Below are 13,519 nucleotides of genomic sequence, written 5' to 3' on the forward strand. Positions count from 1 at the left end.
GAGCGGCTGGCACAGCCCTGTACTTCCCCAAATTTTTTATGAAAACAACTGTACCCCCTACCGTTGCGCGCACGTTGGCGCTGCATTACCTGCCCGCTTTTTTGTGGGTCGCGCAGGAGCCGGGCCCCGTTTGGAGCGCTGTCCCGGGCAACAGCAGCCGCAGCCGGGTGCAGGCCGTGGGCACGGCCACCGAAGTGGGCGGCGACAAATTCGTGGCCTGGTCGAGCACCGATGCCCTGCTGATGGGCGGGGCCACCACCACCGCGCCCGCCGGCTGCTTCATCAAGGTGCACACCGCGCCATAGCCGAGCATCAAGCCCAACCGCCCGGGGCCCTATTTCAGCCGAAATGGGGCCCCGGATAGGTAGTAAACGGGCACTGCGCTAATGGCAATCAGGCGCTAGGGCCCCAATAAGCAGTTTTGCAAGGCTTGCGAATGCAGCAGGTGGCCGCCCAGTGGGCCCGCTCAATCCATTTGCCCCAGCGGCTGCTGATTGCCGGCCCCAACTACCCCGGCCACGAGATTTTGCCCATCGTGACGGCCGGCACGCGCTGCCGCCCGGCGCCCAGCGCCACCGGCTGGCCGGCCACCGCCTCGTTGGCCAGCACCGCAAACAGGATGGCCTCCTTGGCATCGGGCGGCACGCCCAGCGCGGCGGTGCTGGCAAAGGCCGCGCCCGGCAGGTGGCGGCGCAGGGCCCCCAGCAGGGCTGGGTTGTGGGCCCCGCCGCCGCTGGTGTACACGGCCGGCAGCGGGGCCCCGGGCCCGAACACCTGCTGCACGGCCCGCGCCACGCCCACGGCGCTTAGCTCCACCAGCGTGGCCAGTAGGTCCTCCAGGCCCAGGGCGGTGGTGCCGGTGGCGGCTTGCGCGGCGGCCAGGTAGGCGGGGCCGAACAGCTCGGGCCCGGTGGTTTTGGGCAGGGCGGCGGCGAAAAACGGGTGGCCGAGCAGGGCCCCCAGCAGGCCCGCGTGTACGCGGCCGGCCCGGGCCAGGCGGCCGCCTTCGTCGTATTGCAAGCCCGGCCGGTGGGCCCGCACGGCGGCGTCGAGCAACGTATTGCCGGGGCCGGTGTCGGTGCTGAAGGCGGCGCTGGCGTCGGCCCCGGCGCGGGGCAGGTAGGTGAAGTTGGCGATGCCGCCCAGGTTGAGCAGCAGGCGCGCCTCGGCGGGGCTGCTCAGCAGCAGGTAGTCGCCGTAGGTGGCCAGGGGGGCCCCTTCGCCGCCGGCGGCCAGGTGCTTCTGGCGAAAGTCGCTGACGGTGATAATGCCCGTGCCCTGGGCCACGTGGTCGCCGTCGCCGAGCTGCAAGGTGGCGTTCAGGCCCGCAAAATCGGCCTGGCTGTGCTGGTGGGCGGGGGCGTGGTACACGGTTTGGCCGTGGCTGGCCACCAGGTCCACGGCGGCCGGGGCCACTTGCCAGGTGCGCAGGCAATCCAGCACCATGCCGGCGTGCAGGCGGCCCAGCCAGGGGTTCAGTAGGGTTAGGTACTCCAGGCTTACTTGCTCGCGGGCAAACACCTGCCGGATGCGCCGGCGCACGTCGTCGCCGTACGGCACCGTGGCAAAGTGCTCCAGCACCAGCTGCGTGGCCGCCCCGTGCCCCGTGAGGCGGCACAGCGCCACGTCGAGCCCGTCGAGCGAGGTGCCCGACATCAGCCCCACGATGCGGCGGCTAGGTTGCTGGGCCAGGTGGCAGAGGCGGGCAATAGCTGCGTTCATTCTTGCGCCTTTAAGAACCTTTGGGGAAGTACAAAAGGAGTTTTGTGCCCGCTTGTGCTGCTGGCCGGCATCGGGGCTTGCCCACCGCTGCGTCCGCCGGGGGCTCTAGTGGGAGTTAAGAGTTGAGAGTCAGAGGTTAAGGCTCATGCAAACAGTGTTTTAACTCACAAGCTTTAAGCACAAGGCCAGCAATTCCGCTACGCTTGTAGGGGAGCCTCGGCGGGGGCCCTAGCGGCGCGGGCGGCGTAGCATTGCAAGCTCACGGCCAGCCAAAACACCACAATCACCCGCGGCTCCTGCCAGAAATCCTGGGCAAAGGAATGCAATAAAAAGAAGACGAAGTACAGGGCCAGGCCCACGTCCAGCGCCGACCGCTCGCCGTGCCACACGCGGCGCAGCTGGCGCACCACCGCGTAGCCCAGCACCAGCAGGCCCGTGAGCAGCCCCAGGGCCCCGGCCTCGATCAGCCAGCCGAGGTAGAGGTTGTGCACGTTCATGCGGCGGAAAGTGGTGTAGAAGAAGGTGGGGTGCCGCCGGTCGTGGGCGGTCGTGCGGGTCATGAAATCGAGGTAGCGGTCGGGAAACGTACCGGGCCCGATGCCCAGCACCGGGGTCTGCTGGTACATCACCAAGCCGTACTTCCAGCGGTTGAGGCGCTCGGCGTTCGACTCGTTGGCGGGCGTGAAGTCGCTCACCGAGCCCAGCTCGTGCAGTAGGGTGGGGGGCTTGTCTGGGTCCGCCAGAGGCCCCGCGCCGGGGCCCTTGGCTACCGCCACGGGGGCCGGCGCAGACGGGGCCAGCCGCCACGTAATGCCCTGCCACGCGCCGAGCACCAGGGCCCCGGCCACCGCCCAGGGCAGCCACAGCCGCGCCACGGCCGGGCGGCCCAGCAGCACCAGCAGCAGCACCGCCTGCACCGCCAGCGACACGTAAGAAGCCCGCGAGTAGGAAAACGCCACCACCATCAGCACGGCGGCGAGCAGGGCCGTGGCCAGCAGGCGGCCGCGGGGGGCCTGGGCCCGGGGCAGCAGCAGCAGCCCCAGGCTCAGGGCCAGCACCAGGGGCTCGAGCAGCACCGTCAGGTTGGTGTGGCCGTGCGGCAAAAACGGCTGCGCAATGGCGTAGGACAGCGCGTACGAGATGCCCAGCTGCACGTGGCGCGCCAGCACAAACAGCGCCAGCGCGGCAGTGCCCGCGCCCAGCGCCGCCCCCGCCCGCTGCCACTCGCGGCGGCCCAGGCGCAGCACCCGTGGCACGCCGTAGCCAAAGCCCACAAACACCAGCACCGTGGCCACGTATTTGGCCGATACCCGCACGTCGCTCGAGCAAGCCGTGGCCAGCAGCAGGGCCCCCAGGTGCAGCCCCACCAGCTTATCAAGCAACGAGAGGGACCCCGGCCGGGCCACCCACCCGGCCAGCACGCCCAGGCCCGCCAGGCCCACGGCCACCACCATCAGGGGCTCGGCGGCCACCATTAGCCCGAAATGCCCCCAGGGCGAAAGCCAGTTGACGGACAGCGGCAAACTGGCCAGGGCAGCATAGAACAGCCCCAGCAGCAGCGAGCGAAAACGCGGAGAAATCATGTCGATAATCGGGCGGCAAGGATTAAAACGGGGCGCGGGCACGGCCAGCGAGCCGCAAGAAAGCACACCGCCGGCCAACCGCGCTGCTACCCGATCTTCTTGCCCGCCATGGCCTGCTGGATGGAAATGTTCATCACCCGCTCGGCGTAGGGCCGCGTCAGCTCGTCCAGCTCGTCCATGCGCTTCAGGATGGGGTCGCGCTCGGTGCCGGCCAGGGCTTCGCGCACGCGCTCCACTTGGGCCCCGGTGGCGGCCAGCTCCTCCTCGGTGAGGTGCGCGCGGTTTTTGCGGGTGAAGTTCTCGACCTGGTAAAGCAGCTGCTCGGCCGCGGTGCGGGCCTCGATGAGCAGGCGCGCGGCCACGTCGTCCTTGGCGTTCACCAGCGAGTCCATCAGCATCTGCTCCACCTGCTCGTCGGTAAGGCCGTACTGGGGCTTGATTTCGACCTGCTGGCGCGTGTTCGAGCGCAGCTCGATGGCCTCCACCTGCAGGATGCCGTCGGCGTTGAGCAGGAAGTTCACGTCCACCTTGGGCAAGCCGGCGGGCATGGCCGGGATACCGCTCAAAATGAACTCGCCCAGCTTGCGGTTCTGGCTCACCAAGTCCCGCTCGCCCTGGTACACGCCAATTTTCAGGTTCACCTGCCCGTCGATGCTCGTCGTGTACTGGCGCCCGGCTTTAGTCGGAATCTTCGAGTTGCGCGGAATGATGGGGTCGAGCAGGCCGCCCAGCGTCTCGATGCCCAGCGTGAGCGGCGTCACGTCGAGCAGCAGCACGTCGCGCCGGTTGCCGGCCAGGATGTCGGCCTGGATGGCCGCGCCCAGCGCCACCACTTCGTCGGGATTCAGCGAGTTGTTGGCCGGCTGGCCAAAGAACTTCGATACCTCGTCGAACACCAGCGGCACGCGCGTCGAGCCGCCCACGAGCAGCACCGCGTCCAGGGCCCCCAGGTCCAGCTGGGCGTCGGCCACGGCCTGGCGGCAGGCGGCGATGGTACGCGCCACCAGGGGCCCCACCAGCTCGTTGAACTGCGCCTTGGTGAGCGTGACTGGGAGCACCGCGCCGGCCGCGTCGGTGAGCTGGGTCGTAAAGTCGTCGTGCTGGCTGAGGTAGCGCTTGGCCATTTCGGCGGCCAGGCGCAGCTGCTGCTGCAAGTGCGGGTCGGTGGCGAAGGCGGCGGGCAGGCCGGCCGTGGCCTGCCAGTGCTCGGCAATGGCGCGGTCGAAGTCGTCGCCGCCCAGGTACGTGTCGCCGTTGGTGCTCAATACCTCAAAAATGCCCTGCTGGATGCGCAAGATGCTCACGTCGAACGTGCCGCCGCCGAGGTCGTACACGGCCACGGTTTTTTCCTCGTCGGGGCTCAGGCCGATGCCGTAGGCCAGGGCGGCGGCGGTGGGCTCGTTCACGATGCGCAGCACCTCCAGGCCGGCGAGGCGGCCGGCGTCGCGCGTGGCCTGGCGCTGCGAGTCGTTGAAGTACGCCGGCACAGTAATAACGGCGCGGTTGACGGGCGTTTTGAGGGCGTGCTCGGCGCGGGCGCGCAGCTCGCGCAGGATGTCGGCCGACAGCTCGATGGGCGAGTAGAAGCGGTCGGCGACGCGGATTTTTACCAAGCCCTCGGCGTTGTCGTCAATCACCTTGTAGCCCAGCTGGCCGGCGTGGGGCCCCAGGTCGCGGTAGCTTTTGCCCAGCAGGCGCTTCACCGAGTAAATGGTGCGCTGCGGATCGGTGAGCAGGAATTCCTTGGCGTCGGTGCCCACCACCGGGTCGTGGCCGTCGGCGGGGAAGTGCACCACCGAGGGCACGATGGTGCCGCGGCCCAGGTCGTTGATGGCCAGCGGCTGGCGGGTTTCGGGGTGCACGTAGGCCACCAGGCTGTTGGTGGTGCCTAGGTCGATGCCGACAATGAGCTCCTCCTGCTGGAGGGCCCCGGTGGCGAGGTTGATGGCGACTTTGGCCATAAGAGCAAAACGCCGCAGCGGAGGCGGCACGAAAAAAAGCGAAGAAGCAAGCGGCCCGGCGTCGGCCGGGGCGGGCCCAAAAATACGCCCGGCGCCGCGGGCGGGGCCGGGCCCCTAGTCCAACGGCGCGGCCCGGGCTGGGGTTGGCGGCGGCCGGTCCCGTTGCATGAAAGCAAGAAAAACTAGCGCCCCGCCGCCGGTTTTCCTGCCGGGGAGCCGTAGTTTCGGGATATGATGCACTTTCCCGCTTTGCTAACCGGCGCGGCCCTGGCCGTGTTTTTGGGCGCCGCCGGCTGCCAGCGGCCCACCGATGTGCCCGCCACCGCGGTGCCGCCGGCCATCGTGGCGCTGCAAGCCGCCGCCGCGGCCGGGCCCCCGGCGGTGCTGCCCCTGGGGGCCCCGGCCGCGCTGCCCGACTCGCTGGTGCTCACGCCCGTGCCCGCCGTGGCCGACGTGCCCGACACCCTGCGCCGGGCCATTGCCCAGCTGCACGCGGCCCTGGGGCCCCAGGCCGCCGCCCTGCGCCCCGCCGTGCTCGAGCAGGCCTGCGTGGGCTACCTTACCCTGCGCCGCACCGACCCCAGCTTTCGCGCTGGCCTGCTGGCCGTGGCCGACATGGACCTGCCCAACACCGAGGAGCGCCTGTGGGTGCTCGACCTGAAAAATGCCAAAGTGTTGCACCGCAGCCTGGTGGCCCACGGCGAAGGCTCGGGCCACCTGCGCGCGCGCCGCTTTTCTAATAAAGAGGCATCGGCGTGCACGTCGCTGGGCTTCTACCGCACGGCGGGCAGCTACGACGGCATCCACGGCTACTCGCGCCGCCTGGAGGGGCTCGACAAAGGCGAAAATGCCAACGCTTACAACCGCTACGTGGTGCTGCACGCCGCCGACTACGCCAGCCCCGCCTACGTGCGCCAGCACGGCCACCTGGGCTACAGCCGCGGCTGCCCGGCCCTGCCGCCCGAGCAATTCAAGGCCATCATCAGCACCGTGCAGGGCGGCACCACGCTGCTGCTAAGTGGCCCGGGGCTGCACTCGCGTTGGCTGGATGGGCCCGTGGCCACCCGCCGTTATCTGGCCCGCGGCTGGGGTTAGGGGCCTGGCCGGTACTCCACCGGGAATGTTTTGGCTGATTTTGGGGTTTACCTAAATCTGCATTCCTCCACCGCCGCTTTTTTTGCGTATATGCCTTGGATGACTTGCTACTGGTTAGCCTTTTCGGGCTAATTTGCTTATCAATTCGTCCTTGTTATTCAACAGATTGCATTCGTCTATGGAAAAGCATCATGTTAGCGTTGTTCTGCGCCAGCGCCGCTACCGGCGCACCAAGCGCGCCGTGCGGCGCGTGTTGCCCTTCTTGGCCGCGCTGTTCCTCGCCACGCCCGTAGCGGGCCCCGTGAGCCGTTCGCTGGCGGGCAATACCATCGTGAGCACGCACCAGACCGCCCGCGTGGCGCCCACCAAAGCGCTGCTGTTTGACCTAAAGCTGCACGAAACCTACGACGCCCTCGGGGCCCAGGCCCAGGGCCTGAAGTTTGAGGTGTTTGAGAAAGCCATGACCGGTTACCTCAACCTGAAAGAAGGCGGCCGCTTGGCTGATAACAAGCAGCTACTGACGGTGGTGGACTTCGACCTACCCAGTACTGAAAAGCGCCTGTGGGTGGTGAACCTGGCCAGCCAGCAAATCATTTTCCACACCCTGGTGGCCCACGGCCACAACTCGGGCGAGAACCAGGCCACCAACTTCTCGAACACCGACGCCAGCAACATGAGCAGCCTCGGCTTCTATGTGACGGGCAGCGAGTACCAGGGCAAGCACGGCCACTCGTTGCGCCTCCAGGGCCTCGACGAAGGCTTCAACACGAACGCCGCCATGCGCTCAGTGGTGATGCACGGCGCGGAATACGTGAGCGAAGACTTCATTCGCCAGAACGGCCGCCTGGGCCGCAGCCTCGGCTGCCCCGCGCTGCCCATGGACCAGTACGCCCAGATCATCGACGCCGTGAACGGCGGCACGTGCTTGTTCATCAATAAGTCGAACGCTGGCTACAACTCGAAATTCCTCAACCAGCACGTGGCCATGCAAGCCTTGACGGCCGCCGCGCCGCAGGTGTAGAGCCAGCCGGTTAGCAACAATAGACAACAGAAAAGAGGCCTTGCGCACCGTGCGCAAGGCCTCTTTTCTGTTGTTACGGGCCGCCTTGGGGCCCTATAGCTTCACGCCAAATTTGACGCCCACGCCTTGCAGGTCCTGCACCACGGCGTCGAGCAGTGGGATGCCGTCGAGCAGGCGGTGGGCGGCGGTGTCGCGCTCGGGGTCGCCGGGGATGAGCACTTGCTTGCCTTCCACGGCGTGGGCCTGGCGGAAGGTGGTTATCCAGTTGTCCATGTGCGCTTTAAATTCATCGGCTGGCCGGAACGCATCGACCCGCATGGCCCCAAAAAAGTGGCCCAGGCCCTGACCCACCGGGTTGGCCGAGGGCTGCAAAAACGCCACAAACGGCGGCACCCAGGGCCCGTAGTTGGCCCCGCTTAGCACGGCCGAAAAAATGTCGACCACCGCGCCCAGGCCGTAGCCCTTGTGCGAGCCGGTGGCGCCGCCCAGCGGCAGCAGGGCCCCGCCGTCCTTCACGGCGTTGGCGTCGGTGCTGGGGCGGCCGTCGGCGGTTTGGGCCCAGCCCTCGGGCAGGGGCAGGCCCTTGCGCTGCGCAATTTCGAGCTTGCCGTTGGCGGCGGTGGTGGTGGCCATGTCGAGCACAAAATCGGGTTGCTCGCCGGCGGGCACGGCCACGGCAATGGGGTTGGTGCCCAGCAGCCGGTCGAGCGAGTAGGTGGGGGCCACCAGGGGCGAGGCGTTGGTCATGGCCACCCCGATCATGTCGTGGGCCAGGGCCAGCATGGCGTGGTAGCCGGCAATGCCGAAGTGGTTGGAGTTCTTCACCGACACCCAGCCGGTGCCCACTTGCTGGGCCTTCTCGATGGCCACGCGCATGGCCCGGGGCCCCACCACCAGGCCCAGGCCGCCGTCGCCGTCTACCACCGCCGTGCTGGGCGTTTCGTAGCTAACGGCCACGCGCGGCGCGGCGTTGATGCGGCCGGCTTCCCAGAGGCGCACGTAGCCCACCAGCCGGGCCACGCCGTGCGAATCGACGCCCCGCAGGTCGGCCGCCAGCAGGGTTTCAGTGGCCAGGGTGGCGTCGGCCTCGGGGCAGCCGATGGCCTGGAATACGCGCTCGGTGAACGCAAAAAGCTCGTTGTAGGCAAAAGTGGGCATGGTGAAGGGGCACGCCCGGGTGGGCGGTGCCCCGCAAAGATGCGGCCCCGAGGGCCGTTGCGCGGCCGGCTGGGGCCCCGGGGCCGCGCCCGTTTCGCCCAGCGTGCCGGACGGCTCGGGAACACCGGGGCGGCCCCGCGGCGCCAGCAGACCGGCGTTTAGAAGCTGTTTGAGTTGGTGGAAATCTCGCCTGAAACGGTCGTGCTGCGCTGCGCTCTGTATGACCGTTCTTAAATAGCTCAAACAGCTTTTTAGGCGTTTGCCGCAACCGTGGATCCAGGTCTTTTTAGACATCCAGGGCGGCGAGGCGGGCTACCAGCGCGGCCCGCACGTCTGCGCTGGGCCTGGGCAGCGGGTATTACGGGGCAGAGCAGGGGGCAGACAACACCGTTGGTCCTGTTCCTGGGGAACGCTGGCGTCGATTCCCTATTTACCGTATCTTGCCCCGGATAGTACCATTTATCTATATAGTGGACTTCCCGCTGCCCCGGGCCCCAGTACGTGTGTTTATGCAGAAGCTACCCAGCGTTTTGTTGGTCGACGACGACCCCACCACCAATTTCCTCAACGAGCACTTACTGCGCACCCTGGGCGTAACGGAGGAGTGCCTGGTGGCCACTAACGGCGCGGAGGCCCTGGAGGTGCTGGCCCGCACCTGCGCACCCGTCGGGGCGGCGTGCCCCGCGCTTATTCTGCTGGACGTGAACATGCCCGTGATGAACGGCATTGATTTCCTGGAGGCGTTCCAGCCCGACCCGCCGGCTTCGAAAATCGTCATCATCCTGCTCACCACCACGCTGCTCGGCCGCGACCTGGGCGACTTGCAGCAGTCGCAGGCCGTGTCCGGCCTCATCAGCAAGCCCCTGACCCGGGCCAAAATCAACGCCCTGCTCCAGCAGCACTTCCAGCGGGAGCTGCCCGACGCGGCCTAAGGGGCCCCAGTGACGGTGACACCGGGCGGCAGCGTGGTGGCGTCGGTCGAATAATTGCGCCCATATACCAGCAGAGTTGAAAATTTATTTGCTGTAGGTCAGCTATTTAACTATATCAACTAATATTTTAGTTAATTAACTAAAATATTAGTTGATATTTGCTTTCATACTGATTCCTGCTGTCCATGAACCCTTCCTTTCCCGAACTTACCCGCGCCGAGGAGCAGGTGATGCAAATCCTCTGGCGCGAGGGCCCCAGCTACGTCAAGGACGTGCAGGGGGCCCTACCGGCCCCGGCGCCGGCTATCACCACGGTGTCCACCATCGTGCGCATCCTGGAGCAAAAGGGCTTCGTGGGCTACGAGGCCTTTGGGCGCACGCACCGCTACCACGCCCTAGTAGGGCAGGACGACTACCGCCGCTTTTCGCTGCGCAAGCTGCTGGGCGGGCACTTCGGCGGCTCGTTCAGCCGGCTGCTCTCCTTTTTTGCCCAAGAGGAAAACCTCGACGCCGCCGCCCTCGACGCCTTGCTCCGCCAAGCCCAGGCCGGTGGGGCTGACGACGACGATACGCCCGCCGCTCCAGATTCTGCTGCCACCCCTAACGCTCCGCAACCATGAACGACTTGCTGACCTGGATGCTGGGCTCCGTGCTGGGGCTCGGCGCCGCCTGGGCCCTGTACCGCGGGGCCCTGCGCGCCGAGCGCTGCTTCGGCTACAACCGCGTGTTCCTGCTGCTGGCGCCGCTGGTGGCGGCCGGGCTGCCGCTGCTGCCGCGCCCCGCGCTGGGGTGGCTGGCCAGCGCCCCGGCCCCCGGGGCCCCCACGGCGGCTGGGGCCGCGCCGGCATTTGTGTTGCCTACGCTGCACGTGCAGGCCAGCGGCTGGGCGGCGGACTGGGGCGGGGTTTCGCCGCTGGTGTGGCTGTACGCGGCCGGCGTGGCGCTGGGCCTGGGCCGCCTGGCGTGGCGGCTGGGGCGGTTGCACCGGGCCACCCGCGGCCTGCCCCGCACCGCGGGGCCGGACTACGCGCTGGCCCACACTGGCGGCCGGCTGCCCACCAGTTCGTTCGGGCGCACCATTTTTTGGGACGATACGGCCGCCCTCGCGCCCGCCGAGGCCGCCCAGGTGCTGGCCCACGAGGCGGCCCACGTGCGCCAGGGCCACACCTACGACGTGCTCTGGCTGGAAAGCTGGCGCGCCGTGCTCTGGTTCAACCCCTTCATCTACCCGCTGGTACGTGCCCTGGCCCTCACCCACGAGCTGCTGGCCGACCGCGCTGCGCTAGCCGAAACCAACGCACCCGCCGCCGCAGGGCCCCAGCCTGGGCCCACGGCCTACGCCACGCTGCTGGCCCGGCTGGCCACCCGCCGCATCACGCTGCCCGAGGCGCCGCTGCCGCTGCTGCATTCCTTCACCCATTCCCTCACCCTTACCCGCATTGCCATGTTAAAGTCGTCCCACCCCGTGCGCCGCTGGAAGCAGTGGCTGGCCCTGCCCGTTGTGGCGGGCCTGCTGGCCGTAGCCTGCCAGCCCGCCGCTGATGTCCAAACGCCGGCCGGTATGGTGCCGCCGCCCTCACCGCCCGTTGCCTCGTCAGACGCTCAAGCGCACCTGAACGAGTTGAGTGGTGGCTCTAAGGTTTACCAGTACGTGGAGGAAATGCCGCATCTGCCCAGTGGGAATGGCGTTGCCGGCATCGTGACGGCTATTCAGGAAAGTATTCAGTACCCCACACTCGCCGCGGCCGACCAAAAGGACGGCCGGGTATTCGTTTCCTTCGTTGTGACCAAAGACGGCGCCGTGAAAGAACCCAAAATAATCAAAGGCCTGGGGCCCGCCTACGACGCGGCTGTGGTGACGGCCGTCACTAAGTTACCCGCTTTCCTGCCCGGCCGCCAAGACGGCATCCCGGTGAACGTAAGTTTCACCGTGCCCATCAAATTCGAACGGCAGCCGTAAGCCGGCGGCGCTGGTAGAAAACCAACCGGGCCCCGGCGCTGCGCAGCGCCGGGGCCCGGCTTTTAGGAAGTTATCCAGTTATCCACATAGGTTTTGTGGATAACTTTTGGGTGGGCTGGGGGCCCTATTGCTGCTGTTGTTGCTGCTGCTGTTCCCAGTCGGTGTACTTGCGGTAGGAGTTGACGGCGATTTTGGGCAGGGGGGCCTGCTGCACGTACACGGGCATTTCGGGGAAGTCGTCGGTGGGGAGGGGGTGGCCGTTTTCGATGTGCACCGACACCTCCAGCGTATGGGCCCCGGTGCCCTTGTAAGTGCCCTTCACGGGGGTGCAGTCGGCGAAGTGGCGGCCGAGGGCCATGCGCACGTGCCCGTCGTTCACGATGCAGTTGTTGGTGGGGTCCAGCCCCAGCCAGCCGTAGAACGGGATGTAGGCCTCCACCCAGGCGTGGGTGGCACCGGTGCCGCGCACGCCCTCGTCCTTGGGGCACACGTAGCCGCTCACGTAGCGCGCCGGGATGCCGTGCATGCGCAGCAAAAACAGCAGCAGGTGGGTGAAATCCTGGCAGACGCCGGCCCGCAGGCGCCAGATTTCCTCGGTCGGGGTTTCCACGCTCGTCACGCCCTTCTCGTACTGGAAGTGCTCGTTCACGTACTCCGAGAGCACCAGCGCGTTCTTCAGCGGCTTGTCGTTCAGGTCAATCACGCCCGCCAGGGCCCCCCGGATTTCGGCTTGCAGCGCCGGGTTGTCCACGTACAGGAAGTCGATGAACGCCGCCTCGTGCGCCACCTCGGCCAGGTGCCGCCACTGGGTGGGGGCGTCGGCCTCGTCCATCGGAAACTGGATGGCGTGCGTCACCACGGCCACGTTCGACTCGATGCGCAGCTCGGCGTGGGGCGCCACCAGCGAAAACACGCCCACCTGGTTGCCGAAGTAATCGGTGAACAGGGCCACGTCGGGGCTGCCGGTCACGGCCACCTCCTGGCTCTTCACCTCCAGCCGGTCATCGGCCAGCGGATAGATCATGAGCTGGTTGGTGCAGTCGGTCACGGGGGCCCCGTAGGCGTAGCGCGTCAGGTGCTTGATTTTATAGGAAGGCATGGCGCGGGCAAATTAGCTGTGGCCGAAGTAATACGTGCCGAAGGCGGCGGCCACGTCGAGCAGCTCCTGGCGGGTTTGCTGCAAAAAGGCGTCGAGGGCGGGCGCGTCGCCGGGGGCAAAGCGGTGGTACTCCACGTTGGTTTTCACCCGGCCCAGCAGGAAGCGCACCTGCTCGTAGTGCTCGGGCACGGTGCGGCCCAGCAGCCGCTCGCCGAAGCGTACGAGCTGGCCCAGGGCGTAGGCCAGTGAGTGCGGGAAATCGGGGTCGTGCACCGCAAACTGCAGCGCGTGGGCCGGGCTGAACTGGCCCTTGTAAGTCTTCACGTACTGCTCGTAGCCGTAGAGGCTCAGCAGCAGGTAGCGCACCTGGGGGCCCCCGGCGGCCTCGGCGGCGTCGGGCATCAGGGCGGCGCGGTGCAGCTGCAGGATGGCCACCGTTTGCAGGGCCCGCTCCAAAAATTTGCCCAGGCTCAGAAACGTGTAGCCCTCGTCGCGCGGCATGGCGTTCTGCACCGTGCCGACGTAGATGACGTTTTGGCGCAGCAGCGCGTCGATGCCCGACACGGGGTCGTCGGCCAGAATTTGCTGGGCGATTTCGGGCTGGCGAATGACGTGGTAGAAGTCGTTCAGGCTCTGCCACACCTCCTTGCTGATGTGGTCCTGCACGGCGCGGGCGTTTTCGCGCCCCTGCCCAATGGCGTTGAAGGCCGAGGCGCCGTTGCCCTTGTCGAGCAGCAAGTGGTGCAGCACCCGCGCCGTGTAGGGCGCCACGGCCTCAATTTCCGCGTCGCTCAAGTCGCCGTAGTTGTGCAGCAGGGCTTGCCAGCCGGGGTAGTGCTGCTCGTCCTGCTTGGCGATGTAGTGGATGCGGACGACCTGCAACATGGTGTGGGTGCGCTCCATGTAGCGGGCCAGCCAGTAAATGGTTTCGGCAACGCGGCTTAGCATTAGTGCTTGATAATCAACGGTGAAAACGAACAAAAACCAA

General features: G+C 67.2%; 12 protein-coding genes. 6 read left to right on the top strand and 6 right to left on the bottom strand.

Annotation, left to right across the window (positions count from 1 at the left end):
• Positions 1-38: 38 nt before the first annotated feature.
• A complete protein-coding gene (locus EAH73_RS05050; RefSeq protein WP_140465412.1) occupies positions 39-305 on the top strand; it encodes a hypothetical protein in 267 nt (88 codons plus the stop codon).
• Positions 306-507: 202 nt separating this feature from the next.
• Here EAH73_RS05050 and EAH73_RS05055 read toward each other — a convergent pair whose 3' ends face one another.
• From EAH73_RS05055 to hscA, 3 genes are all read right to left on the bottom strand, one after another.
• Entirely contained in the window at positions 508-1,722 is a 1,215-nt protein-coding gene (locus tag EAH73_RS05055; protein ID WP_140465413.1) for an anhydro-N-acetylmuramic acid kinase, read from the bottom strand.
• A gap of 197 nt (positions 1,723-1,919) precedes the next feature.
• Positions 1,920-3,305 (bottom strand): O-antigen ligase family protein, encoded by a 1,386-nt coding sequence (locus EAH73_RS05060; RefSeq protein WP_140465414.1) that lies wholly within the window; start codon positions 3,303-3,305, stop codon positions 1,920-1,922.
• An 86-nt stretch (positions 3,306-3,391) separates the two neighbouring features.
• The gene (gene hscA / locus EAH73_RS05065) at positions 3,392-5,266 is read right to left on the bottom strand and encodes a Fe-S protein assembly chaperone HscA (protein ID WP_140465415.1); all 1,875 of its coding nucleotides are present in this window, start codon (positions 5,264-5,266) and stop codon (positions 3,392-3,394) included.
• Between the two features lie 231 nt (positions 5,267-5,497).
• On the opposite strand from hscA, the gene EAH73_RS05070 reads away from it, so the two are divergent.
• Positions 5,498-6,361: a murein L,D-transpeptidase catalytic domain family protein gene (locus tag EAH73_RS05070; protein WP_140465416.1), complete on the top strand. Its 864-nt coding sequence runs from the start codon at positions 5,498-5,500 to the stop codon at positions 6,359-6,361.
• 178 nt (positions 6,362-6,539) lie between these two features.
• Positions 6,540-7,382, top strand: coding sequence for a murein L,D-transpeptidase catalytic domain family protein (locus EAH73_RS05075; protein WP_140465417.1), 843 nt, complete (start codon positions 6,540-6,542; stop codon positions 7,380-7,382).
• Between the two features lie 93 nt (positions 7,383-7,475).
• On the opposite strand, the gene EAH73_RS05080 is transcribed toward EAH73_RS05075, so the two are convergent.
• Complete coding sequence (locus EAH73_RS05080) at positions 7,476-8,540, bottom strand: Ldh family oxidoreductase (protein ID WP_140465418.1); 1,065 nt, start codon at positions 8,538-8,540, stop codon at positions 7,476-7,478.
• 509 nt (positions 8,541-9,049) lie between these two features.
• Here EAH73_RS05080 and EAH73_RS05085 point away from each other — a divergent pair.
• The 3 genes from EAH73_RS05085 to EAH73_RS05095 all read left to right on the top strand — a co-directional run bounded on the left by EAH73_RS05085 (position 9,050) and on the right by EAH73_RS05095 (position 11,432).
• On the top strand, positions 9,050-9,472 hold the full coding sequence (locus EAH73_RS05085) for a two-component system response regulator (protein ID WP_140465419.1): 423 nt from the start codon (positions 9,050-9,052) through the stop codon (positions 9,470-9,472).
• A 185-nt stretch (positions 9,473-9,657) separates the two neighbouring features.
• The gene (locus EAH73_RS05090; protein ID WP_140465420.1) at positions 9,658-10,092 is read left to right on the top strand and encodes a BlaI/MecI/CopY family transcriptional regulator; all 435 of its coding nucleotides are present in this window, start codon (positions 9,658-9,660) and stop codon (positions 10,090-10,092) included.
• Positions 10,089-11,432, top strand: coding sequence for a M56 family metallopeptidase (locus EAH73_RS05095; protein ID WP_140465421.1), 1,344 nt, complete (start codon positions 10,089-10,091; stop codon positions 11,430-11,432). Before EAH73_RS05090 ends, EAH73_RS05095 begins: the two co-directional genes overlap by 4 nt.
• A 124-nt stretch (positions 11,433-11,556) precedes the next feature.
• Here the strand turns inward: EAH73_RS05095 and EAH73_RS05100 are convergent, their stop codons facing one another.
• Both EAH73_RS05100 and EAH73_RS05105 read right to left on the bottom strand, forming a co-directional pair.
• A complete protein-coding gene (locus EAH73_RS05100; RefSeq protein ID WP_140465422.1) occupies positions 11,557-12,531 on the bottom strand; it encodes a transglutaminase domain-containing protein in 975 nt (324 codons plus the stop codon).
• 12 nt (positions 12,532-12,543) lie between these two features.
• Positions 12,544-13,479, bottom strand: a complete 936-nt coding sequence (locus EAH73_RS05105; RefSeq protein ID WP_140465423.1) for an alpha-E domain-containing protein — start codon at positions 13,477-13,479, stop codon at positions 12,544-12,546.
• Positions 13,480-13,519: the final 40 nt, after the last annotated feature.

The organism is Hymenobacter nivis, assembly GCF_006439025.1.
Lineage (GTDB): Bacteria > Bacteroidota > Bacteroidia > Cytophagales > Hymenobacteraceae > Hymenobacter > Hymenobacter nivis_A.

Excerpts from the sequence above, each read along its gene's own strand:
- EAH73_RS05085 (WP_140465419.1), top strand. The coding sequence starts at position 9,050 with ATGCAGAAGCTACCCAGCGTTTTGTTGGTCGACGACGACCCCACCACC.
- EAH73_RS05060 (WP_140465414.1), bottom strand. The coding sequence starts at position 3,305 with ATGATTTCTCCGCGTTTTCGCTCGCTGCTGCTGGGGCTGTTCTATGCT.
- EAH73_RS05100 (WP_140465422.1), bottom strand. The coding sequence starts at position 12,531 with ATGCCTTCCTATAAAATCAAGCACCTGACGCGCTACGCCTACGGGGCC.
- EAH73_RS05070 (WP_140465416.1), top strand. The coding sequence starts at position 5,498 with ATGATGCACTTTCCCGCTTTGCTAACCGGCGCGGCCCTGGCCGTGTTT.
- EAH73_RS05050 (WP_140465412.1), top strand. The coding sequence starts at position 39 with ATGAAAACAACTGTACCCCCTACCGTTGCGCGCACGTTGGCGCTGCAT.
- EAH73_RS05090 (WP_140465420.1), top strand. The coding sequence starts at position 9,658 with ATGAACCCTTCCTTTCCCGAACTTACCCGCGCCGAGGAGCAGGTGATG.
- EAH73_RS05055 (WP_140465413.1), bottom strand. The coding sequence starts at position 1,722 with ATGAACGCAGCTATTGCCCGCCTCTGCCACCTGGCCCAGCAACCTAGC.
- EAH73_RS05080 (WP_140465418.1), bottom strand. The coding sequence starts at position 8,540 with ATGCCCACTTTTGCCTACAACGAGCTTTTTGCGTTCACCGAGCGCGTA.
- EAH73_RS05095 (WP_140465421.1), top strand. The coding sequence starts at position 10,089 with ATGAACGACTTGCTGACCTGGATGCTGGGCTCCGTGCTGGGGCTCGGC.
- EAH73_RS05075 (WP_140465417.1), top strand. The coding sequence starts at position 6,540 with ATGGAAAAGCATCATGTTAGCGTTGTTCTGCGCCAGCGCCGCTACCGG.
- hscA (WP_140465415.1), bottom strand. The coding sequence starts at position 5,266 with ATGGCCAAAGTCGCCATCAACCTCGCCACCGGGGCCCTCCAGCAGGAG.
- EAH73_RS05105 (WP_140465423.1), bottom strand. The coding sequence starts at position 13,479 with ATGCTAAGCCGCGTTGCCGAAACCATTTACTGGCTGGCCCGCTACATG.